Annotated in this window: 20 protein-coding genes; 9 read left to right on the forward strand and 11 right to left on the reverse strand. The window is 70.9% G+C overall.

What is annotated here, in order from left to right:
- The first annotated feature begins 166 nt into the window (after positions 1-166).
- On the forward strand, positions 167-1,576 hold the full coding sequence (locus C6N75_RS04545; protein WP_181160341.1) for an MFS transporter: 1,410 nt from the start codon (positions 167-169) through the stop codon (positions 1,574-1,576).
- A gap of 212 nt (positions 1,577-1,788) precedes the next feature.
- Positions 1,789-2,541 carry a trypsin-like serine peptidase gene (locus C6N75_RS04550; protein WP_181160342.1) on the forward strand — a complete coding sequence of 251 codons (753 nt, stop codon included), beginning with the start codon at positions 1,789-1,791 and terminating at the stop codon, positions 2,539-2,541.
- A 611-nt stretch (positions 2,542-3,152) separates the two neighbouring features.
- On the opposite strand, the gene C6N75_RS04555 is transcribed toward C6N75_RS04550, so the two are convergent.
- Together C6N75_RS04555 and C6N75_RS04560 are read right to left on the reverse strand one after the other, a co-directional pair.
- The gene (locus C6N75_RS04555; RefSeq protein ID WP_105867535.1) at positions 3,153-3,806 is read right to left on the reverse strand and encodes a hypothetical protein; all 654 of its coding nucleotides are present in this window, start codon (positions 3,804-3,806) and stop codon (positions 3,153-3,155) included.
- Positions 3,807-4,082: 276 nt separating this feature from the next.
- Positions 4,083-4,334 carry a hypothetical protein gene (locus tag C6N75_RS04560; protein WP_146132483.1) on the reverse strand — a complete coding sequence of 84 codons (252 nt, stop codon included), beginning with the start codon at positions 4,332-4,334 and terminating at the stop codon, positions 4,083-4,085.
- Between the two features lie 128 nt (positions 4,335-4,462).
- Here C6N75_RS04560 and C6N75_RS30455 point away from each other — a divergent pair, with 128 nt between their 5' ends.
- Together C6N75_RS30455 and C6N75_RS04575 are read left to right on the forward strand one after the other, a co-directional pair.
- A complete protein-coding gene (locus C6N75_RS30455; protein ID WP_181160343.1) occupies positions 4,463-4,609 on the forward strand; it encodes a hypothetical protein in 147 nt (48 codons plus the stop codon).
- 466 nt (positions 4,610-5,075) lie between these two features.
- Positions 5,076-6,488 (forward strand): MFS transporter, encoded by a 1,413-nt coding sequence (locus C6N75_RS04575; protein WP_105867539.1) that lies wholly within the window; start codon positions 5,076-5,078, stop codon positions 6,486-6,488.
- On the opposite strand, the gene C6N75_RS04580 is transcribed toward C6N75_RS04575, so the two are convergent.
- Genes C6N75_RS04580 through C6N75_RS04590 form a run of 3 tightly spaced genes read right to left on the reverse strand, consistent with a single transcriptional unit; the run spans position 6,467 to position 9,418 of the window.
- Positions 6,467-7,717 carry a D-arabinono-1,4-lactone oxidase gene (locus C6N75_RS04580; RefSeq protein WP_105867540.1) on the reverse strand — a complete coding sequence of 417 codons (1,251 nt, stop codon included), beginning with the start codon at positions 7,715-7,717 and terminating at the stop codon, positions 6,467-6,469. The genes C6N75_RS04575 and C6N75_RS04580 overlap by 22 nt on opposite strands.
- Before the next feature lie 30 nt (positions 7,718-7,747).
- Positions 7,748-8,887: a zinc-dependent alcohol dehydrogenase gene (locus tag C6N75_RS04585; RefSeq protein ID WP_105867541.1), complete on the reverse strand. Its 1,140-nt coding sequence runs from the start codon at positions 8,885-8,887 to the stop codon at positions 7,748-7,750.
- A 33-nt stretch (positions 8,888-8,920) separates the two neighbouring features.
- On the reverse strand, positions 8,921-9,418 hold the full coding sequence (locus C6N75_RS04590) for a VOC family protein (RefSeq protein ID WP_181160344.1): 498 nt from the start codon (positions 9,416-9,418) through the stop codon (positions 8,921-8,923).
- Between the two features lie 269 nt (positions 9,419-9,687).
- Between C6N75_RS04590 and C6N75_RS04595 the strand changes: the two genes are divergently transcribed.
- Positions 9,688-11,256 (forward strand): GMC oxidoreductase, encoded by a 1,569-nt coding sequence (locus C6N75_RS04595; protein WP_258177225.1) that lies wholly within the window; start codon positions 9,688-9,690, stop codon positions 11,254-11,256.
- 2 nt (positions 11,257-11,258) lie between these two features.
- Positions 11,259-12,047 (forward strand): SDR family NAD(P)-dependent oxidoreductase, encoded by a 789-nt coding sequence (locus tag C6N75_RS04600; RefSeq protein ID WP_105867544.1) that lies wholly within the window; start codon positions 11,259-11,261, stop codon positions 12,045-12,047.
- 32 nt (positions 12,048-12,079) lie between these two features.
- Here the strand turns inward: C6N75_RS04600 and C6N75_RS04605 are convergent, their stop codons facing one another.
- The 5 genes from C6N75_RS04605 to C6N75_RS04625 all read right to left on the reverse strand — a co-directional run bounded on the left by C6N75_RS04605 (position 12,080) and on the right by C6N75_RS04625 (position 18,622).
- Positions 12,080-13,900, reverse strand: a complete 1,821-nt coding sequence (locus C6N75_RS04605; protein WP_105867545.1) for a glycoside hydrolase family 15 protein — start codon at positions 13,898-13,900, stop codon at positions 12,080-12,082.
- Between the two features lie 91 nt (positions 13,901-13,991).
- The gene (locus tag C6N75_RS04610; protein ID WP_105867546.1) at positions 13,992-14,999 is read right to left on the reverse strand and encodes a sugar phosphate isomerase/epimerase family protein; all 1,008 of its coding nucleotides are present in this window, start codon (positions 14,997-14,999) and stop codon (positions 13,992-13,994) included.
- A gap of 84 nt (positions 15,000-15,083) precedes the next feature.
- Positions 15,084-16,490 carry a sugar porter family MFS transporter gene (locus C6N75_RS04615; RefSeq protein WP_105867547.1) on the reverse strand — a complete coding sequence of 469 codons (1,407 nt, stop codon included), beginning with the start codon at positions 16,488-16,490 and terminating at the stop codon, positions 15,084-15,086.
- Positions 16,478-17,332 carry an aldo/keto reductase gene (locus C6N75_RS04620; protein WP_105867548.1) on the reverse strand — a complete coding sequence of 285 codons (855 nt, stop codon included), beginning with the start codon at positions 17,330-17,332 and terminating at the stop codon, positions 16,478-16,480. Before C6N75_RS04620 ends, C6N75_RS04615 begins: the two co-directional genes overlap by 13 nt.
- A complete protein-coding gene (locus C6N75_RS04625; protein ID WP_105867549.1) occupies positions 17,333-18,622 on the reverse strand; it encodes a sedoheptulose 7-phosphate cyclase in 1,290 nt (429 codons plus the stop codon).
- 139 nt (positions 18,623-18,761) lie between these two features.
- Between C6N75_RS04625 and C6N75_RS04630 the strand changes: the two genes are divergently transcribed.
- Positions 18,762-19,166 (forward strand): hypothetical protein, encoded by a 405-nt coding sequence (locus C6N75_RS04630; protein WP_105867550.1) that lies wholly within the window; start codon positions 18,762-18,764, stop codon positions 19,164-19,166.
- 113 nt (positions 19,167-19,279) lie between these two features.
- Here the strand turns inward: C6N75_RS04630 and C6N75_RS32035 are convergent, their stop codons facing one another.
- The gene (locus C6N75_RS32035; RefSeq protein ID WP_322888028.1) at positions 19,280-19,594 is read right to left on the reverse strand and encodes a sigma factor-like helix-turn-helix DNA-binding protein; all 315 of its coding nucleotides are present in this window, start codon (positions 19,592-19,594) and stop codon (positions 19,280-19,282) included.
- 797 nt (positions 19,595-20,391) lie between these two features.
- On the opposite strand from C6N75_RS32035, the gene C6N75_RS04640 reads away from it, so the two are divergent.
- Both C6N75_RS04640 and C6N75_RS04645 read left to right on the forward strand, forming a co-directional pair.
- Complete coding sequence (locus C6N75_RS04640) at positions 20,392-21,144, forward strand: aspartyl/asparaginyl beta-hydroxylase domain-containing protein (RefSeq protein ID WP_105867552.1); 753 nt, start codon at positions 20,392-20,394, stop codon at positions 21,142-21,144.
- Between the two features lie 118 nt (positions 21,145-21,262).
- A partial coding sequence (locus C6N75_RS04645; protein WP_105867553.1) for an MFS transporter occupies positions 21,263-22,475 on the forward strand: 1,213 nt, incomplete at its 3' end.

Below are 22,475 nucleotides of genomic sequence, written 5' to 3' on the forward strand. Positions count from 1 at the left end.
GCACCGTGTGGTCATGAAGGCTCCTCTCCCCTCGCCTTTCTCCGGAAGACTCTCCGGCGCCGACGCGTCGGCCTCGTCGGGTTACTCCAGCGTGAAGCCGAGGCAGGGGCCCGACGCGTCGGCGCCGGAGAGTCTTCCGGAGAAAGGCGAGGGGAGAGGAGCCTTCATGACCACACGGTGCGCCCGCCCTGCCGATCGGCCGCGCAAGCGGCTCGTGCTGGCCGCCATGGGTGGAGCGGGGGGGATGGTCATGCTCGATCAGACGGTCGTCGCCGTGGCCCTGCAGCCCATGGCCCTGGCCTTGGGTCTGACGACCGCCCAGATGCACTGGGTGGTACTGGTCTACGTGCTGTCGCTGTCGTCGTTCGTGCCTGTCGGGGGAATGACCACACGCAGGTACGGTCTCCTGCCCACGTTCCGCGCGGGGACGCTTCTCTTCTCGGCCTCGTCCGCGGTGTGCGGGTTCGTGCCGGCAGGGGAAGGCACCGAGGTGGTTCTCTGCACGGCCAGAGCGGTGCAGGGCGCCGGGGCGGCGCTGATGCTCCCGGTGGCGACGACCGTCGTCACCGCCGTCTACGAACGTCATGAACACGGCAGAGCCCTCAGCATCTACGCCGGCGTCGCGCAGGTGTTCTTCGTCGGCGGACCCGTGGCAGGAGCGCTGCTGATCCACAACCTGGGATGGCGCTCGGTCTTCTGGGTCAACCTGCCGGTCGGCGCTCTGATTCTGTGGGCCCTGGCCAAGGCCAACGTGACGAACACCGTCTCGGATCGGCGTCTGCACTTCCTTGAACCGGTCCTGATGACCGTCGGCCTGGCCTGCTGCGTCACGGGCCTCTACCAGAGCGGGGAGTGGGGCGCCTACGACGTCCGCACCTGGGCGCTCCTCTGCTCCGGGACGGTCCTTCTGACCGCGTCGGCGTGGCGCATGCGTTCGCACCGCCCGCCCCTTCTCGACCTGCGCCTGTTCGGTAACCGTGACTACGCCCGGGCCGTGGCGGTCACCTTCCTCGTGCAGGCCGCGCAGCTCCCCGCTCTCGTGCACGGCACCGTCTACCTGCGGCAACGGTGGGACCTGTCCGTGCTGGACACCGGAATCGCGCTCCTTCCCCTGGTCGTCGCTCTGGCCGTCGGAACCGCCGGCTCCGGTTTCCTCCTGGACCGCTTCCACTCGGTTCGCCTGCCCGTCCTGGCAGGGCTGCTCTGCGCCACCGCCGGGATGGCCGGCTGGACCTACCTCCTCCCGTGGAGCGACTACCGCTGGTACGTGGCCCCGATGATCGTCGCCGGGTTCGGGCTGGGCCTGCCGATTCCCGCCCTGAGCGCCTGGATGATGGACGCCGTTCCCGCCCGTGCGCAGGCGGACGCGTCCCTGCTCAGGCAGACCATGCGCCAACTGGGGGGCGTGGTGGGACTCGCCGGGGCCGGCGCCGTCGTGCTGGCCTTCGGCCCCCGGGCGGTCGACGCCGCGGGCGTCGGGCACACCTCCGCCACCCGTGCCGCGTTCGCCTTCCTGAGCGGTGTACTCGCCCTGGCCACGCTGCTGTCGGTGTCCCCGATGCGCCGCGGAGCCTGACCGACGCCGGCGGCGCCGGGCCGGCCCGGCGCCGCCTGGAGTGCCCTTAAACACGATCGGATACGCGCTTAACCTTGCTGATCCGATGATGGGGGAGCCACCGGCGAGCCATGCGGACGGCCCGCCGCCGGCATGACCATGACCGTCCCGGAACCACCTGAAAGTGCATGCTCATGCTCAAGACCGCTTCACGCGGCGTCACCCTGACGGCCTTGGCCCTCCTGGTAGGCGCCTCGGCCGCTCCCGCCGCTTTCGCCCAGGACTCGGGGGGTGACCAGGGGAGGGGTGAGAAGCCCGACAGCCGCGTAGGACGCCTGTTCATCGACTTCGACACGAAGCTGGGTCGCCAGAGCTGCTCGGCCAGCGTCGTGCACGCACAGAACAAGAGCGTCATCGCGACCGCCGCCCACTGCCTCTTCCCGGAAGGAGGGCGCGGCCCGAAGGCCGAGCGCATCGAGTTCGCCCCCGGGTACGACAACGGCAAGGCGCCGCTGGGGTACTGGAGGACCGACAAGATCACCGACTTCCACAACCCCTACAAGGTCGACGGGCGGTGGGTGCAGGAGGCCAAGACGGAAGGCGACATCGCTTTCGTCGTGCTGCCGAAGAAGGACGGCAAGACCGTCGAGGACGCCGTCGGGGCCTACAAGGCCGACTTCAAGCCGGACACGGTGCCGCTCGCCGGCCGGAACGTGGCCGTGCACGGCTACCCCGGTCTGCACCCCTATGACGGGGAGAAGGTGGTCACCGCGAAGGGCACCACGACCGCCTTCGAGGACGTGGCCTACGCGCTGTCCAGCAACTTCAGCAAGGGCTCGAGCGGCGGGCCCTGGATCGACACCGACCGGGGGACCCTCGTCGGCGTCACGAGCCGCAAGGAAACGGGCTCCTTCATCGTCGGCGCTCCCTTCGTCGGATCGACCGCCGCACTTCTGGCGAAGGCCGAGCAGATCGCCGTCCGCTGACGGACCGCCACCCTCCCTCCCGGGCTCGGCGGGTCTCCGGCGAGCCCGGGGCCGGGCGACCATGGCACCCGGCCGGGAGTCGGGCCTGCGTGTGACCGGCAAGCCCTGCCGGGCAGGCGTCACGTCACCTCTTCCCCCGGGTCGGCCGCCGCGCGTGCCGATCCGCCTCGCTGGCCCGCGCCCGACGACGAGCCCGGCGAGCGGCATGGTGCTCGCCGCGGCCACCGCGACCACATCGAGACCGGCCCCGCGGGGCCGGTCTTTCGCACGCCGTGGTCGACCGACACCCGCGACCCGAAGACCGCCGGAAGACGCACGTTAAGCGGCGATCGAGGCCAAGCCGGACAGGCCGCCGCGATGTCCGCGCACGCCAGTGGCAACAGCAGCAGCGGGGTGCCGACGACCAGCTCGCACACGGAGCGTGGAGCCGGGACGGCGCCCCTGCCAGGCGCGTGCTCATGGAGTGGCCAAAGCGCCGGAGACCCTACACCTGATCCTGTGTCGGCCCGACCGCCCCGTTCCCACGACCACCACGACCGCCCTGGCGGTCGTGACCGGACCGGCCGCCGACGCGGTGCGTCGGCGGCCGGTCCGTCAGTGCTGTGAAGGGGTCACCAGTCCAGCATGAGGTCGTCCTCGATGTAGGAGCGGAAGCCGGCGGCGTCGTAGGAGGTCCAGCGGGCGGCGTCGGCGGTGTCGATGTCGTTGCCGCCACCGGCGTACACGCGGACCTCCACGCCGGCCTGGTCGAGGTCGTCGCCGGAATGCCACTTGATCTCGTCGGTGTCCTCGGCCCGGGAGAGGAACGCGTTGCCCGGGGTGTAGGAGTCGGGGGCCAGGTTGCCCGCGTTCACGTCCTGCGGGACCGCCTTGCCGTGTGCTTCACGCGTCGTGCGGAAGACGAGGGTGACCGGCGCGCCCTTGGCGGGGTCGAAGTAGTTGGTGGAGGCATGCCAGTCCCGGTGGGTGTAGAAGCCCGCTCCGGCGAGGCCGCCACCGGCCCAGGAGCTGGCTACCGGACGGATGCCGTTCTTGAGGATGCTGATCGCGCTCTGGTAGTCGGTCGTGTGGTAGACGACCGTTCCACCGGGCACCGTCTGCGGCTGCCAGTCCACCGTGGCGTCGGCGAGCGCCGAGTGGCCGCCCGTGTCGCCGCCTGTGCTGCCGCCGGGTCCACCGGGGACGGCTTGGGCGGTTGCGGCGAACGCGAGAAGTCCGCAGGTCGCGAGGGCGACGGCGGCAGTCCTGAGAGCGGGCTTGCGCACGAGGTCTTCCTTTCGGCAGGCAAATAGCGGGTGCGTCATGTTCTTAACGACCCGAGGACAAGCCTGCTGTCCGTGCGTTTTCCCCGCCTAAGCGTGGGACTAGGCGGATACTGGAGAGCCGTTCCTTCCGCTTTCCGCCGGCTCCGTTCCAGGCACAAATCCTGCGGTCGAGAGGGCTCATGACGGTCGATCGGCCGCCACCTCGGTCGACCCGGTCGCCTTGCCGCCCGTTCCCGACTTCGTGGTGATGTCGGAGGAGGCCGCACACGACGCTTTCTACTCCCCCTCGGTCATGGGGCGCTCCTGCGCGATCATGCCGATGACGGACTGCGCCTTCCTCGCCTCCGGGTCGGACGGCTCGCCCAGGTCCCCGGTGATGTCGGTGACGACTTTGTACTGACCGCCCGGAGGCATGCCGTCCACGCCGCCCGGGCGGACACCCTTGACCAGGACGTCGGCCACTCCGTGAGCCGTTCCGTAGTACGTCCCCCTGTCGAGCCAGCCCACATGGCCGGGGGAGACGGTCACCGTGGTGTTCCCGTTCTCCGTGCTGGACGCCCCCCGCGTGGCTGTACGTGGCGGACACCGCGGTGCTCACCGTGGCGTCGGCCCCCACGCCGAAGGGGGCCACGCTCACCTTGACCGAGGAGCCCACGGTGACCGAGCCCCCGGCGGTGTCCGTCGCCGAGTTTGTGTACGCCCAGCCGAGCGACTGGTCCGCGGTCTGGCTGGAGCAGTTGAACAGCAGATCACTGACCTGCTTCTTGTGTGCCGGCTTCCAGTCGTATCTGCCCTCCTCGTAGAACGAGGTGACCTCGCACTGGCCGGAACTCGTCCCGAACCCCACCTTCTTGCAGTATTCGTTCACCGTGGCGTAGGAGACCCGAACGGCCTCCTCCTTTTCCGTGTCCCAGGCGAATGCCTTGCCGGTCCCGTTCCTCAGGAGCATCTCGTCGTACATCGTCGTCCGGGAGGAATCCTCCGCGGCCTCGGCGTTCGCCGGGAGGGCCGCAGTCCCTATGGCTGCCAGGGAGATGACGGTCTCCGCGGCGCGGGCGGAGAAAGCGGTGCTTCTCATCTTCGGCCTCACTCGCGGAACTGCTGTCGGGGCTTTCGGCTTTCTCGCAGGCTGGATATGACGATGTGGAGCGTTCAAGCACGGAGAACGTCAAATGAACCTGTACGAGTGCGCCGCGTGTCGGAGGAACGCATCGGCGATGAGGTCGCGGAGGATGCAGGCGCCAGTGCCACCACACGACTCGAGAACTGATGATCGTGCGCCGAAAGCCCCGTTCCGACGCCTTCAGCCGTCGCGAGAAGCTGCTTCTGGCGGGTGCCGGCAGCGCGTGCCTGGTCGATCAGGCCGACTGGTTCGCCGTCAGTCTCGCGCTTCCCCAGATCGCACGTGACTTCGACACCCCCCTGACCGACCTGCACTGGGTTCTCTCCGCGTTCCTGATCGCCTTCGGTTCCACGCTCGCAAGCGCGGGCTGGCTCGCCGACAGGTTCGGCCGTCGGAGGATGACCCTCGTCGGGTTGGGTCTCTTCAGCGCGGCCAGTCTGTGCGCGGGGGTGGCGCCGGGAGTGGCGTGGCTGGTGATCGGGCGCGTGGGCCAGGGGGCCGCCGGGGCCTTGATCATCCCGGCGGCGCTGGCCATGATCACCAACAGTTTCGAGCGCGACCGCGCAGACCGCGCGGTCGCCAAGGTGGTCGGCACCGGAGCGCTGGGGACGGCCGTCGGACCTGCCGTCGGCGGACTGCTGGCCGGAACGGCGGGATGGCGGTGGGTGTTCCTCGTCAACATCCCCGTACTCGCCTTCGCGTTCGTCGCCGTGCTCGTCTCCGGCGAGGAGACGCGTGCGCACGCCGTACCGCACAAGCCGGCGTTCGGGCGCATGCTGCTGGTCGGCCTGGGCGTCTGCGCCCTCTCCTTCGCGGTGGACCGGGGTGCCGACTGGGGGTGGTCCAGTCCACGCCTACTGCTGCTCTGGGCGGTCGCGGCGATCTGCTTCCTCTGGTTCGCGGTTCGTGAGCGCCGGGCGGCCGAGCCGCTGTACGGGCCGGTCATCTACCGCAACCGTCGTCTGCTGGCCGTCGTCGTCAGCGGCGCTCTCGCCGCGACCTCGTTCGCCTTCGTGGCCCTCTTCGGCACCATGTACCTGGAGAACGCCCGGGGATACTCCTCGATCCAGGTCGGCTGCGTCTTCCTGGCCTGCGCCGGGGCCATGGCCGTCGCCGCCTACCAGGCCGACCGGGCCGAGGCCGGAGGGCGCGGCCTGCGGCGGCTGGTCGTGGGGGCCGTCGTCGCCGGCGCCGCTGTGGCGGTCACGACCGCCGACCTCCCTCTCGTCGGCTACGTCCCGCCGCTGGTCGTCTACGGACTCGGGGTGGGCCTCGCGAACGGGATCACCATTCTGATCACCCAGACCTGCGTTCCGCAGCAGGCGGCGGGCCGAGCCGCGGCGTTCCGGCTCGCCGCCAGGTCGCTGCTGGGGGCCGCGTCACTGTCCCTCGGCAACACGGTGCTGGAGGTCCTCAACCACGGGGCGAGGGGCGCTTCTCGCAACGCGCACGCCCTGGACGTCATGCTCTGGGCGGCCGCCGCCCTGATGCTCCTGTCGGCCGCGGCCACCCTGATCGCCCCGCGTGCCCGACGGTCTCAGTCCTCCGGCGGGAAATAGCGGTCGATCATCGGATTGCGCAGCTTGCCCCGCGGGTCGTACCGCCTGAGCAGGTCCCGGTAGTCCTCCCACCGGGGGTACAGGTCGGCCACCGCGGCCGGGTCGGTGCGGAAGACCTTCCCCCAGTGGGGCCGGGCCGCGAACGGGGCGAGGGCTTCCTCGATCCGGGGCACCAGGCCGGCCACGCCCTCGGGGTCGGGCAGCCAGGTGAAGTGCAGCGCGACACTGTCGCGGTGGTAGGCGGGGCTGAGCCAGCAGTCGTCGGCCGCGACGGTGCGGATCTCGACGATCTGCAGCAGCGGCGCGAGGCGGTCCCGGAGCGGAACCAGGGCCTCCAAGGCCTTCGGGCCGTCTGCCGCCGCGACGAGGTACTCGGACTGGATCTCATGGCCCGTGGCGGGGGTGAACTCCGCGCGGAAGTGCGGCAACCGCTCGTGCCAGGGACCCGGCTCGCCCAGCTGCGGAGTGCAGTTGACCGCCGACATCGCGGCGACCGGATGGCGCTGGGCGGTGGCCGGACGGGCACCGGTACCGCCGAGGTCCGGTGGATCGTCCTGGACTCGCCGCTTGACCCAGAGGTCGGCGGGGCCACCGGGGGTGGTGAAGGCGCTGACGCTGTAGGCGCAGGCCATGACCTGGCCCAGCCGTTCGACGAGGACCTCCCACGGCACCTCTTCGAAGACGTACTGCTCGACGTCGAAGGCCGGAACCAGATCCAGGGTCAGCTCGGTCACGATGCCGAGCGACCCGAGGGAGACCACAGCGCCGCCGAACGCGGCGTCACCCCGGTCGAAGGTCACCGGTGTGCCGTCCGGGGTGACGGCGATCAGCGAGCGGACGCCCGCCGCGATGCACCGGCACCGGTTGCCGGACCCGTGGGTTCCGGTGGCGCAGGCCCCCGCGACGCAGATGTGCGGCAACGACCCCAGGTTGGGCAGAGCCCGACCCGACCGGTGCAGCCGGGGGGCCAGTTCGCCGTAGGTGAGGGCGGCGGACACCCGTGCCCGCGTCCCGTCCGCGGACACGTCGCAGCGTTCGGGAAGTGCGTCGAGGCGCACCATGTCCCCCCGGGTGTCGGCGACGGGGCTGAAGGAGTGGCCGGTACCCAGCGCCCGTACCCGGGTGGCGCCGGCCACGATCTCCTGAAGCTGTGCGACCGAGGTGGGCTGGTGCACCTGCCGCGCTCCGAAGCGGACGGTGCCGCTCCAGTTGGTGGCGTTCGTCGTCATGCCGGCCTCTCCCTCCCACCCCGGCCTCTCCTACGGCGTCTTCGCGAGAACCACCTTCACCACGTCCCCGGCGAGGTCGTCGACCGCCGACCGCACGTGGTCGAACGGATAGGTCCGGGTGATCAGCTCCTCGAAGGGAAGGCGCTTCCTCTTGAGCAGCGCCATGCCCTCGGAGAAGGACCGGGGAGGGTCGAAACTGACTCCGAGCAACCGGACGTTGCGCCGGCAGACGTCCGTCGCCGGAGCGACCGGGACCGTCGTGTCGCTCGCGACGACGTTTCCCACCTCCACCACGGTGCCGAGCCGGCGCACCATCTTCAGGGCCTCGGTGAGGGCCGCGGGACTGTTGCTCGCGTCGATGACGAGGTCCGCCCCCCGCCCGTGGGTGAGGTCCTGCACGCGGGCGACGCGGTCGGCGGCCCGCTGCTCGTGGATGTCGAGAACGAGGTCCGCTCCGACGAGCCGCGCCGCCGCCAGCCGCCGGGGGCGGGACCCGCTCACCACGACCGTGCCCACGCCGTACTCCCGCAGCACCAGCGCCGTGAGCAGGCCGATGCCGCCGGCCCCCAGCACGACGGCGGTGGCGTCGGGGGTGAGGACCTCGTCCCAGGTGCCGGCGGCCGTACGGGTCACGTCGACAGCGCGCACGGCGACGGCGAGGGGGTCCAGCAGGGAGGCGACCGGGGCCGGCATGTCGGGAGGGACGCGCCACATGCACGTGCCGTCCCTCGCCGCCAGGTGTTCACCGTAACCACCGGTCAGGGACGGGCTGTCGCCCTGGAGCGGAGGCAGGCCCAGGAAGTCGGGGGGAATGCCGTAGACGAAGCCTTCGGTGCAGGTGGTGGCACCCGGGCCGAACCGGCGGCAGCCCCAGCATCGGCCGCACGGCAGCCACGGGAAGAGGGCCACCGTGTCGCCCTCCCGCAGGGGGACGCCGTCGTAGTCGCGCCGGGGGTGGACCTCGTCGAAGGCGACGATGCGCCCCACGATCTCGTGCCCGAGCACCAGCGGAGTGGTGGGCGCCTGCCGCAGGAAGTGTAGGTCCGTGCCGCATATCCCGTTGGCGGTCACCTCGAGCAGCGTTCCGCCGGGCGGAGGTGAGGGGACGGGCAGGGTCATCCACTCCAACCGGTTCGGCGCCACCCAGACGTTCGCACCTGTGGTCTCCACGACTGCTCCTTCGCCACGCCCCCCGGTCCAGGCCTAGACGGTGTCCGGCTCCGGCGGCCACAGACTGGGGAACCCGCGGGCGTCGCGGTAGGCGGGGCTCCCGTCGTCCATCACGATCGGCTGCGGCACGGGACTGACGAACTCCAGCCGTATCCCGTGCAGATCGCTCTTCTCGGTGAACCAGAGAAGAATCGCACCCGATTCGTCCGTAGCCACTCCGTCGGAACGCATCCCAGCCGCTTCGAGGTCCGTCTTCACCCCCTCCACCCGGGGATGGTCCATGAAGCCGAGGTGGTGGATCCCCTCACCCTGGGCGGCTGAATGCGTCCCCGCGCCGTGAAACTCCATCAACTCGATGTGCGGCGGCCCCTCCTTGGAGAAGGAGATGCGCGCATCATGGTGGTGCGGCCGGGGGTTGCTGTGGTCGGAGTAGAATTCCGTCCGGTACCGTCCGATCTCACTGAACGTGTAGCCCGTGCCGAGCGACCACTTCCTGATGGCATCCTCGAGATTCTCCACCAGGACGCCCACGTGGTGAATGTTCTGCGGCTGGGGCATAGCGCTGTTCCCCTCGTGCGGCTCGTCGAGACCACCCTGTTCCACGGTACTCCGACCGAGTGGCGTGCGCGCGGCGGGACGGGGCCCTGGACGGTCGGCGCACTTCGCGCTCCCGACGTGCGACGGGCCGGTGACTGCCATAGGATCGCGGACATGCGGGGGCTGTCGGGACAACGCGTGGAACCCTACTGATCCGGCGAGGCGCCATGGCGGACCGAGATTATCGCAGCGATGTGCTGATCGTGGGTTCCGGACCGATCGGAGCCACGTTCGCCCGCAAGATGGTGGACGCGGGGAAAAGCGTGACCATGCTGGAGGCCGGCACGCAGTTGTCGGCCCGGCTCGGCCAGAACCTCAAGAACGCGTACATCTACCAACGCGATCCGAATCTCTTCGCCCCCGTCATCCGCGGCCACCTCCATCTGCTCTCCGTCCCGACGAGCGCCCGTCCGGAACTCGCCGTGGACCCGTCGGCGTATCCGGAACTGGGAACGAATCGCAGCAGCGCGCGCAATGCCGAGAATCCCGACCAGGACCCCTATCGCAATATCCCCGCCGAGTCGGCCTGCTTCGCGGTGGGGGGAATGGCCACGCACTGGACGTGCGCCTCGCCCAGGCACCACCCCACGGTGGAGCGGTACCACGGGATCTCCCCGGCCGACTGGGACCGCTACTACACCGCCGGCGAAGAGCTCCTGGGGGTCAGCAGGCACGAGTTCGACGCATCGCTCCGGCAGCAGCTGCTCATCGACGCCCTGCGCGACGAGTTCTCCGAACTGCCGCCCGGCTACGAGGTGCAGAGCCTTCCGCTCGCGGCACGGCGGCGCACGGACGAGCCGAGGATGGTCCACTGGACCGGCGCCGACACCGTGTTCGGCGACCTGGCCGACGGCGGGTCCGACCGGTTCACCCTGCTCCCTCAGCACCTGTGCACCCGACTGGTCCCCGACAGCACCGGCTCCCGCATCGCCTGGGTCGAGGCGCGCGACCTGAACGAGAGCCGCACGGTGAGAGTGGTCGCCGACCAGTACGTCGTGGCGGCGGGCGCCGTGCTCACCGCGCAACTGCTGTGGGCCTCGGGCATCCGCCCCGACGCGCTCGGCCGCTACATCACCGAGCACCCCACCGCGTTCTGCCAGGTGATCCTGTTGCAGAAGCTGGTCGAACGCGCGGGCGCCGACGAGCGCTTCGCCCCTTCGATCGAACGGCACCGGGCGGTCTACCCGGACGACGTGCTTCCCGTGCCGGTGGGGGACCCGGACCCCAACGTGTGGATCCCCGTCACGGAGGGTCGCCCCTGGCACGCCCAGATCAACCGCGACTCGTTCCACTACGGAGACATACCGCCGCACGTCGACGGCAGGCTCATCGTCGACCTGCGATGGTTCGGACTGGTCGACCCGAGGCCGGACAACAGGGTGACGTTCTCCGACCGCTACACGGACGTGCACGACATGCCGCAACCCACGTTCGACTTCACCTTCAGTCCCGAGGACGCCGCTCGCCAGCACGCGATGATGGCCGAGATGGTACGGGCGGCTCTGGCCATCGGAGGATTCCTCCCCGGCGCGGAGCCCCGTTTCCCCACCCCCGGACTCCCCCTGCACATCGCGGGAACGGTGCGGATGGGCACCGACCCCGAGGTGAGCGTCGTGGACACCGACTCCCGCGTGTGGGGGTTCGAGAACCTCTTCCTCGGCGGCAACGGACTGATCCCCACCGCCACAGCGTCCAACCCGACTCTCACCAGTGTCGCCATGGCCCTGAAAGCGGTCCGCGCGATGGTCGGTGAGGCACAACCCACGGAGTAGTCATGGCAGTCACGCGGAACGTCCTGGTCACGGGATCCACGTCGGGAATCGGTGAGGCCATCGTCGCGGCCTTCGCCCGCGACGGCCACCTGGTCGGCGTCAACGGTCGTGACGAGGAGCGGACGTCCGCGGCCGTCGAGCGCATCCGCGGCGAACTCGGCGACGTGCGGGGCGAGATCCGCTCCGTGCCCGGTGACGTCTCCACCGACGAGGGCACGGAAGCCGTGATCGGAAGATTCCCCGACGTCGACGTGCTCGTCAACAACGCGGGCGTCTACGTGGAGACCGACGCGTTCGACATCAGTGACGACGCATGGCGCCGGCTGTTCGAGGTCAATGTACTGAGCGGAGTGCGCCTCACCCGGCACTACGCCCCCCGCATGGCTGAACGCGGCTGGGGACGCGTGGTGTTCATCAGCAGCGAGAGCGGCGTGTTCACCCCTCGCGAGATGATCCACTACGGCATGACGAAGGCCGCGCAGCTCGCCGTGTCGCGAGGGTTCGCGATGGCGGTGGCCGGCTCTGGTGTCACGGTCAACTGCGTACTGCCGGGCCCGACGCGGACGCCCGGCGCCGAGGACTTCATCGCCAACGCCTACAGCGGCCTCACCTTCGAGGAGGCCGAGCACGAGTACTTCACGTCCTACCGGCCGACGTCCCTGCTGCGGCGGTTCGCGCTGCCCAGCGAGGTGGCCAACCTGGTCCACTACGTCGGGTCCGACGCCTCCGCGGCCACCACCGCGGCCGCACTGCGCGTCGACGGAGGGGTCATCCCCACCATCATCCCCTGAGCGGCCGCCCCGCCCCGTACACTTCGCCGGTGTCAGGCCGCTCGCTGCTCGGCCTCCCGGATCGCCTTCGCGGCGTTGATCAGGCCGATGTGGCTGAGAGCCTGCGGAAAGTTGCCCAGTGCCTCGCCGGTGACCGACGAGGACTCCTCGGGGAGCAGACCGACGTCGTTGGCGCAGCGCAGGGCGTTCTGGAACACCTCACGGGCGCGTTCCACGTCACCGGTGAGAGCCAGGGCGTGGGCGAGCCAGAAGGTGCAGAGCAGGAACGCGCCCTCGGTGGAGGCGAAGTCGTCGCGGAGGTAGCGGCGCACCTGTCCCCGCCCGTCCGTGAGGTGTGTGGCGATCGCCGTCACCGTGGAGCGGATGCGCGGGTGGTCGCCGGGCAGGTAGCCGACGAGCGGCAGGGTGAGCGCCGATGCGTCGAGTTCACCGCTGCCGAACGACTGCGTGTACGCGCCCACGTGCGGGTTCCACCCCCTGGCCTCGATGGCCGTCCGGATGTCCTCGCGGACCTTCCGCCAGACGGCGACGCGATCGGCAGTCGCCCCGAGGACGTGAGCGAGGTCGATGGCGCGGTCGAGGGCCACCCAGCACATCACCTTAGAGTGGAGGAAGTGCTGGTGCGGTCCGCGGACCTCCCAGATCCCCTGGTCGGGTTCGTGCCAGCGCGAGGCCGCGGCCTCGGCCGCCTGAAGGAGGAACTTGCGGGCGGGAGGACTGAACCAGTGCCCGTGCGGGAGGGTCTGGCGGGCCGCGTCGAGCAACTCGCCGTACACGTCGAGCTGCCGCTGGCGCCACGCGTCGTTGCCGGTGCGCACCGGCCTGCTGTCCCGCCAGCCGCCGAGGTGCGGCAGGACGCGTTCCGTCAGGTCCCGTTCGCCTCCGATCCCGTACATGATCTGCAAGTCCACCCCGCGCTCCAACTGAGTGGCCGCGGCCTGCACGAGGAAGTCGAAGTACGCTGCCTGTTCGCTCTGGCAGTCGGCGGTGGACAGGGCCTGGAGGGTGAAACTGGCGTCGCGGACCCAGGTGAAGCGGTAGTCCCAGTTGCGGCCTCCGCCCACGCTCTCGGGCAGCGAGGTGGTGGGCGCCGCCACGATGGCACCCGTCGGGGTGAAGGTCAGCGCCTGGAGGACGCGGCGGCTGTGGTTGACCCGGTCCTCCCACGGGCCGCTGTAACTCTGGTGCAGGCGGGTCCAGGAACGCCACGCCCTGACGGTGTCGTCCAGACGGTGCCGGATCCTCGCCCGGTGCCACGGCGCCGGTTCCGCGCCCGCCCAGGGTGACGCGTCCTGAAGCGCGAAGCTGATCCGCTCCCCCTCCCGCAGCGAGAAGTGGCCGTAGGCGGTGGAGGCGCGCATCCGCAGACCGGGCGGGGCGGAGAGGACGAGGCGGTAGGAGCCGCCGACGGCGGCGACGCCGCCCCGCAGGACAGACATCACCGGGTGGACCAGACCGAACTCGGGGCGGGGCGCGTAACCGACCTCGACCGTCGCCGTGCCGGAGGTGCAGGTGACCTGCCGCAGCAGGACGCCCGGTGACGACGCGCCCAGGGCGTGCCCGCGTTCCCTCCTGCCCAGGGCCAGGGCGTCCACCAGTACCACCGTTCCGGTCCGGGTCCGGAAGGTGGTCTCCAGCACCAACGTGTCGTCGCGGTAGCGGCGCTCGACGTCGCAGGGTCCGTCCGGGCGGATCGACCAGTGCCCCGCGCCACCGTCGAGCAGTCTCCCGAAGACCGCCGGGCTGTCGAACCGGGGCAGGCACAACCACTCCACCGATCCGGCGGTCGACACCAGAGCGGTCGAGCGGCAGTCCGACAACAACGCGTAGTCCTCGAGGGGAACCGTGCTCACGGCCCGGCCCCGCCTTCGAAGCCGACCGGCGGCGCCGGCCGCCCGACGGATGTGGTCACGAGTCGGCTCCTTGCCTGCTCGGCGTGCCGGGTCAGCGGGCCACGAGCCCGTCTGCCGCGGCGTGGAGCTGGTCGGCGGCCACTCTCAGCCCCTCCATGCTGTCGAGCTCGTCGTCCTCGTGCTCGATGTTGACCGCGATGGACGGGTTGACCTGGTGCAGAGCCCTCAGGAAGGCGTTCCAGTACTCGGTGCCGTGGGCGCGACCGACCGCCACGAACTGCCAGGGAGGCTGCTCCGGGAAACGGTTGAGGACATAGCGCCCTCCCAGGCCCACCGTGTCGGGGGCGTCGGGGTCGGGCGTGGTGAAGCGGTCGTCCAGCACCCCGTTCAGGGCACGGCTGTCGTCGTTGATCCGGGTGTCCTTGGCGGCGGCGTTGAAGACGCGGTCGCCGAGGTACTCGATGGCGGTGAGGGGTTCCATGCCCTGCCAGAAGAGGTGGCTGGGGTCCATCTCCGCACCGATGCGCGTCGAGTCGGTGCGCTCGACCAGGCGCATCAGCGTGGCCGGGTTGTAGACGAGGTTGTGCGGGTGCATCTCGATGCACACCCTCACATCGGCCTGCCGTGCCCGGAGTTCGATGTCCCGCCAGAAGGGGACGGCGACCTCGTCCCACTGGTACCGGAGCACGTCGGTGGCGGCGCTGTGCCACGGCTGCACCATCCACGTCGGGGCCTGGCAGCCGGGGTGTGCGCCGGGCAGCCCGGACATCGTCACGACGTTCCGGACGCCGAGCCGACCGGCCAGGGTGATCGCGTTGTGCAGGTCCTCGACGTACGTGCCGGCCACGGCGAGATCGGGATGCAGGGGGTTGCAGTTGACGTTCAGCGCGGTGAGTTCCACGCCGGCGTCAGCGATCTCGGCAAGGTAGTCGCGGCGCACCCGCCCACTGGCCAGCAGGGCGTCCACGGGGATGTGCGGTGCCGGCATGAACCCGCCCGCGTTGACCTCGATGCTCGTCAGGCCCAGCTCGTTCACGACCTGCAAGCACTCCGAGAGACCCTTGTCGTGCAGGCACGCGGTGTACACACCGAGTTTCATGGCGAATTCCCAACGGTCGCGCTTGGATGGGTTGACCGGTGAAGTCCACCCCCGATGGTGGATCTCGCGTGGTCCCGCTGCACTTCAGCTCGGTCCGGTGCTCCTGCCTCCTCTCTCACGGAAGGCGTTCTGAAGCTCCGCGAGACTGCGGTCCTTCGTCTCGGGCACATAGCGGCGGAACGCCACCAGGAACACCACCGAGAACGCCGCGAAGACGAGGAAGACGACCCCCACTCTGGTCGGTGAGCCGGGAGTTCCCACGATGACGGGGAAGAGCAGTGCGACGAGCAGGTTGGCGGCCCAGTTCAGGGCGAGCGCCGTCCCGGCCACCCCGGCCCGGATCTCCCTCGGCGTCACCTCCGCCATGATCAGCCAGGCCAGCGGGCCGGCGGAGAAGGCGAAGCAGGCGATGAACACCAGCACGGCTCCGATCGTGAGAGGACCGGAGACCGAACCGCCCCCCGCGATCAGGCCGAACGCGGCGACGCACAACGAGCCCGAGATCCCGGACAGGCCGACCGCCAGCAGCGGCCGGCGGCCGAACCGCGAGATGAGGGTGAGCGCGGCCACCGACGCCACGACGTTCATGACTCCGATCGACAAGGTCGCGACCTCGGCGCCGAGCTGACCTCCGACCCCGGCCGAGGCGAAGACGAGCGTCGAGTAGTAGACGACGGCGCCGATGCCGACCAGCGCGTTCATCAACGCGGCCCCGAGGGCGATGGCGACGGGGACCCGGGTCTCCGGGCGGACCAGGCCGCGCAGCAGGCTGCCCGCCCGGCTCGACTGGAACGCTCCGAAGTCCTCCAGGACCTGGGCCGCCTCGACCGGCCCGCGCGTCGCACGCAGTACCGCCATGGCGTCCTGCTGTCGGCCGCGCGCGACGAGGTCCCCGGGAGCCGGCGGCAGAAGGAGCACGGCGACGGCTTGCACGAGGGCGGGGACGCCGTTGGCGGCGAACATCAACCGCCACTCTCCTTGCGCGCTCGCCACGAGCCCCAGCACGAGGGCGATGAGCACTCCCACCGTCAGGGAGAGCTGGTACAGGGTGACCAGGGACCCGCGCCGGTGGGCCGTGGCCAGCTCGGCGAGCAGCATGGGGGACACCGCCGACGTGACGCCGACGGCGAAGCCGACAAGGAACCGGGCGAGGGACAGGACGGCCTCGTCCGGAGACACGGCTCCCACCACCGAGGCAGCCGTTCCGAGCACCCCGGCCCAGCACAGGATGAGTCGCTGGCCCAGCCGGTCGGTCAGCGCGCTGGCGCACACGCAGCCCGCCAGCGCTCCGACGACGAGGGAGCTCACCACGATCCCCTTGTCCAGGCTGGACAGCCCGAACTCCGCCCGGATCTGTTCGAGGGTCTGGTTGACGGCGGCGATGGAGAATCCGAAGAGGGCACCGGTGGAGGCCGCGACGGCGACCAGCTTCGTGCGCAGCTCCCGTGGCGGCAGGTACGTCGGCACGTCCGGGGCGTTCAGCGCTGCCACGACCCGGCCAGGTCCTGCTCGAAGGTCTCCGGGTCCATGGGCTCTTCCCCTCCCGCCAGCGTGGTCATGGCGGTGACTTCCTCGCCGGAGAGCCGGAAGTCGAAGATGTCGATGTTCTCGGCCAACCGGTCTGGATGACTGCTCTTGGGGATCGGGACCAGGCCCAGTTGGATGTGCCAGCGCAGGACGACCTGGGCGGGGGACTTCCCGTGGGCCGCCGCCAGAGATGTCACCACGGGCTCCTGGAGGAGTGAACCCCCTTTGCCGAGCGGACTCCAGGACTGGACGGTGACGCCGCGCTGCTGGGCGTACTCACGCCACTCGCGGTGCGGGATCCGGGGGTTGAGCTGGATCTGGTCGACATCGGGCCACACGCCGCTCTCCTGCGCCAGACGGTCGAGATGCGCCGGCAGGAAGTTGGACACGCCGACGGCTCTCACCCGGCCTTCGCCGCGCAGGGCGCACAGGGCCTGCCACGTCTCGACGTAGAGGCCGATCCTGGGCATGGGCCAATGGATCATGAACAGATCGAGGTAGTCCAGCCCCGTCGTCTCCAGGCTCGTGCGGTACCCGGCCAAGGCTTTGTCGTGACCGTGGTCCCGACCGGTGAGCTTGGAGGTGACGAAGAACTGCTCGCGCGGTATCCCGGACGACCTGATGCCCTGCCCGACCCCCGCTTCGTTGCCGTACCGGGCCGCGGTGTCGACGAGGCGATAGCCGGCCGCCGCCGCCTCGGGGATCAGGCGTGCCGCCGTCCCGTCGTCCATCATCCAGGTGCCGAGGCCGATCTGCGGCATGTCGACTTCCGGGCGGAGGCTGACGGTCGGCACGGCCGCGCTCATCTACAGCGCCCCCATCCAGTGCGCGGCGCCGTCGATCTCGCTGTCGGTGAGGTCCTCGACGAACACGGTCTGCCCGATATCTGTCAGGAGGGTGAGATGCTGCGCTCCGCCGCGGTGACGGACGGTGTCGGCGAGCCCCTTCCGCAGCAGCGCCACGTCGGAGAACATCGGATGGCTGGGGTGGAGTCCCATGCGGCGGACGCAGCCGACGATCCGGTCGAGGTCCTCCTGGGAGAGCAAGCCCCGGTGCGCGGAGATGACAGCGCAGAACAGGCAGCCCATCGCCACCGCCTCCCCGTGCAGCAGGTCGGGCAGGGCCCGCATCTCCACGGCCGGTGAGAAGGTGTGCCCGTAGTCCACGATGCGCAGCAGATCCCGCTCCCAGAGGTTCTTCTCCAGTTCCTCGGCCATCCCCGTGATGGCGCGGTGCATGACCTGCCGGCCGGCCTCGGGGCCGCTGGTGCGCGGCCCGGTGTCCTGGAGCCGCTCCGAGACCAGGTCGGGCCCGTACTCCTCCAGCAGGCGGAAGAGTTCGGCGTCCTTGATGAGGGCCATCTTCAGGGCCTCACCCAGGCCGCTCTGGACCTGCCGCTCGGGGAGGCTGGCGATGAGGGTGCGGTCGATCAGGGTGACGGGCGGGGGGTTGAAGGTGCCCAGTCTGTTGCGGAACCCCTCGAAGTTGACGCCGTTCTTGGCCGAGACGCTGCCATCGATCTGGCCGAGGAGAGTCGTGGGGACACGCACATAGGGAATGCCGCGCCGGTACAGGGTCGCCGCCAACCCGGCCACGTCCTGCACGACTCCGCCCCCCATGACGATCGGCGGGGTCCCGGTCCGTTCGGTGCCGATCTCGTTGAACCTGCTGGCGATCCTGAGCACGTTGTCGATCGTCTTGTGCTCGTCGCCGGCCGGAAGGGTGAGATAGCTGACCTGGGCGCCGCGAGTGGAGAAGTACTCCCGGATCCGCTGACCGAATATCTCCTCCACATGCTCATCGACGATGACGAGCCGTGTGCCCGATTCCTCCCCGCCACCGGGAATCTGGGCAAGTCTGGGATTAGCCGGATCGAGAAGTCGCGGCGTTTCCGAAACCTCGATCTCAACATCCTGGGATGTGCGAAGAGTCCAGTGGCCGAGTTTATCCATCATGTTCCTGGTTTCTTCTTCGAAGCGGTTCGCGATAATCCGACGCGAGAGGCCGTGCTCCGCTCCCTCAGCGTACTCGGACGGGATGGCGACCGCATGGCGAACGGCCTGCGGGGGCTGGGCGACGACGGTTTGCAGGCCCATGCGCCGGGGCGTAGCCTTTCAAGGCCGGGCCCTCGTGGCGCGCAGCCCGTGGCGGCTCGCGAAACAACTGAACGCAACAGCGCAATCACCGTCAGGATTAGGCGCTGGATATCGCGCCGCGCACCGCCAGGGAGTTCACGTGCTGTACGCCGTCCTGTATTCCGAACCCCATTTCCAAGGCCAGAGCGCGGCAATCTCCTACACCGGCCCGCGGACCTATGGTCTGCGCGGACTGGGGCTGCCCAAGGTCTCCTCCCTCACCGTTCCGAAGCGACGGGAGGACGGTGTGCTCGGCGTCGTGACGTACGGCCTCTACCTGTGGCGCCAGCGGCCGCACCACCTGCTGCCGGTCAGCAAGGAGGTGGGCGAGAGCTGTCTGCGCTGCACGGACGACGTCGAGGACCTCGACGAGTGGTGCAGCCACGCCCACTTCGTGACCCTGTACATCTGCTCCGACCGCAGTCCCTCCATGGCGCACACCAGCGGCGGCTTCGCGGGACCGGACCTGAACATCGTCGACGAGCTTCCGGCGGCTCACGCGTGAGGCACGCGGCGCCGTCTGCGCAGGCGGCACCGGCGGCTGCCGCGGGCGCGCCCGCCCGCGACACGGCGGCATGAGGCCCCGCCGACCGGTCTCGGCGGGGCCTCGGCCCGCGGTCATCCGGCCGGCACGAGTACGCGGCCCCGTCGGGTGCGGTCGCTGCCGCCCCCGGCGCGGGTGGCCGGTCGCCGGTCGGGCGGGACCGCCGCCGGCTCGCCGTCCGTCAGCAGGGCGACGAGGTCGCGGCGGGCGCGGGCCGCGCGGGAGCGGACGGTACCGACGGGGCAGTCGACGGCCGCGGCCGTCCCGGCGTATCCCAGGCCGAGAAGCTGGGTGAGGACGAACACCTCGCGGCGCTCCGACGCGAGCTGGGCGAGGAGCCCGGTCAGCGCGACGCCCTGCTCGAACCCGGGAGGCCGAGCGGCTGGCACTGCTCGGCGGCGGTCTGCCGGTCGTCGCGGTCCGCGAGGATGAGCCTGCCCTGACCTGCCCCGCGGCCGACCGCACCTCAAGACCGGCCGCTCGCGCCCGCCCCGCGTCCGTGGAGGGCGCCCGAAGCCCCTCCAGGCCGTACGCGTGGTGTCCGGCGTACCGCCGATCCGCGGGCCGAGTCGCGCGGATCGCGGGCTACGGGTGGTCGAGCGGGGGGAAGTGCCCGGCGTACCGCGGACGTACCTACGGGCGTGCCCGGCTGTGTGCCGTGCCCCCGCGTACCGGCGGCGTACGGGCCGCGCCCCCGCGTACCGCCACCTGTGGCCGTGTCCCGCATGTGCGAACGCCCCGGGCCGCCGCGTGCCGCCGGACTCGCTCCTCGTCGCCGCGTCCGCCGCCGGGTGGAGCGGCGGTCGCGCCGGAGCACGGGGCGGCCGAGCGGGCCGCCCTGGACCGAGGAGCGCGTCGCACCGCGCCCTCGCGCCGCCCCGCCCGACGCGCGTCGCGACGCCTGTGCCCGGCCCGGGGCGCCGCATGGCCGAACGCCGGGGCGGCCGGCTTCCCGTGGCGCGCCGTCGGCCTGGCGGGGCCCCCGGTGGCCCGCGTGCGCCACCACCGTGCCGGACCGCGGCCGCCCCACGGTGCGCGGGCCCGGAGCCGACGGAAGGCGCCCGACCTCGTGCCCGCCGGAATCCGGACGCATTCCCGGGAACTCATCGGACCACCCGTTCGACTCCTGGAGCGACACCGTTGCGGAAATACCGCCAGGACGGTGCGGGAGCCGGAAGGAACGCGTATGACGCCGGAGATCGAGAACGCCTTCGCGGCGATCCGGGCCGAGTACGGCGCGGAATCCCTCCGGCGTGTGGAACTCATGCTGGAGCCCGGGGGAGGGGGCCCGCGGCACCCGCTCCAGCGGGGAGCCAAGTGGATCCTGCCGGGGCTTTCCACGTCCCCGTGGCACGACCCCCACGGTCATCCCGAACTGATCCCCCTCGTGCGGGCCCTGGAGGCCGCCCACCCTTTGATCAGGAAGGAGTCGACCGCGGCTTGGGACGGACACCGTCAGGCGTTCTCGGACTACGAGCACTACCTGACCCGCCAGCAGGACTGGAAAGCCCTCCACCTCTACCGGGGCGGTGCCCTGGTCGAGGAAGCGGCGGCCCTGGCGCCCACCGCCTACGGGGTGCTCGAGGACTTCGCGGTCCGGCCGGGCCTGATATGCCCTCTCCTGGAATCCCATTTCTCCACCCTGCTGCCGGGAGCGGTCATCTCCCCGCACTGCGATCTGTGGAACTTCAGCATCAATCTGCATCTCGCCGTCGACATCCCGGAGGGTTGCGCCATCACAGTGGCCGGTGAGACCCGCAGTTGGGTGGAGGGGGAGTGCCTCCTCTTCGACTACTCCTTCGAGCACGAGGCGCGCAACGGGAGCCGGCGTCCGCGGACGTGTCTCCTGGTGGACCTCTGGCACCCCGCCACGACCCTTCCGGAACGCAGCGCGCTCACCGTGCTCATCACCGAGGTCAGACGCCTCATGGGCGACTGACCACCCACCGCGGCCACGCCCGGCCACCGGCAGCGCACGGGGGCCGCAGATCCGGGCTGCCCGGAAACCGACGGGCGGCCACCGAGTAACACCCCATCAACGAGGAGGATGACGAACGGTGCGGGCACGAACGTCCCTGCTCGTCCTGGCGCTGGCCCAACTGGTCATCGCGCTCGACCACAGCATCGTCCACGTCGCCCTCCCCGACATAGGGGCCGGCCTCGGCTTCTCGCCGCACGACCTCCAGTGGGTGGTCAGCGCCTACGTCGTCACCACAGGCGGCTTCCTGCTGCTGGGCGGCCGGACGGCCGACCTGCTGGGTCGGCGCCGCGTCTTCGTCGCCGCCGCACTCCTGTACGCGGGATCGTCCCTCGTGGGCGGTCTGACGGAGTCGGCGGGCGTCCTGATCGCCGTCCGCGCGGTACAGGGCATCGGCGGTTCGCTGCTGTTCCCGGCGACGCTGTCCCTGATCAGCACGCTGTACGAGGAGGGGCCCGCGCGAAACCGGGCGCTGGCGGTCTGGGGCGCCGCCGGGGCCGCCGGCCTGTGCTGCGGATCGCTGCTCGGCGGCGTGCTGGTCGAGGCGTTCGGCTGGCGGTCGGTCTTCTTCGTCAACGTCCCCGTCGCCGCGGCACTCGCGTGGGCGGGCCTGGGCGTCTTCCCGGCGGACGGCCCGCGCGCCGGCGCGCGTCGGTTCGACGTCACCGGCGCGCTGGCGGCCACCGGCGGGACCACCGTCCTGGTGTACCTGCTGGTCCGTGCCCCGCAAGCCGGATGGGGCAGCGGCCCGGTGCTGACCGGCGCGGCCCTCTCGGTCGTCCTGCTGGCCGTCTTCGCGGTCGTCGAGGCCCGCTCCCGCGACCCGCTGGTGCCGGGACGCCTGATCGCGCACCGGGGGCTGGTCACCGCGATGGGCCTCACCGCCCTGTACGGCGCGGGCTTCGGCGCGCTGCCCTACTTCATGACGCTCTACTTCCGCAACGTGCGCGACTACAGCGCCCTTGCGACCGGCCTGGCGTTCCTCGTGCCGGCCGTGGTGACGGCGCTGGGCACCCACGTGGGCGGCCGCGCGGTCGTCCGGGCGGGCGCGCACCGCGTGGTCGCCGGCGGCCTGCTGCTGGGCGCGGCGGGAGCCGCCGCCCTCGTGCCGGCGCTCACCGCCTCCGGCCCCTACCCGCTGCTGCTGCCCGGCATCGTCCTGCTCGGACTCGGTCAGGGCGCCGTCTGGACCGGCATGTGGATCGTCGCCGCCACCGGCGTGGCCGCCGGGGACCAGGGCGTCGCCTCGGGCATGGCCTCCACCACCCTCCAGGTCGGCGGCGCGGTCGCAC

It is taken from the genome of Streptomyces solincola, from assembly GCF_002982015.1.
Lineage (GTDB): Bacteria > Actinomycetota > Actinomycetes > Streptomycetales > Streptomycetaceae > Streptomyces > Streptomyces solincola.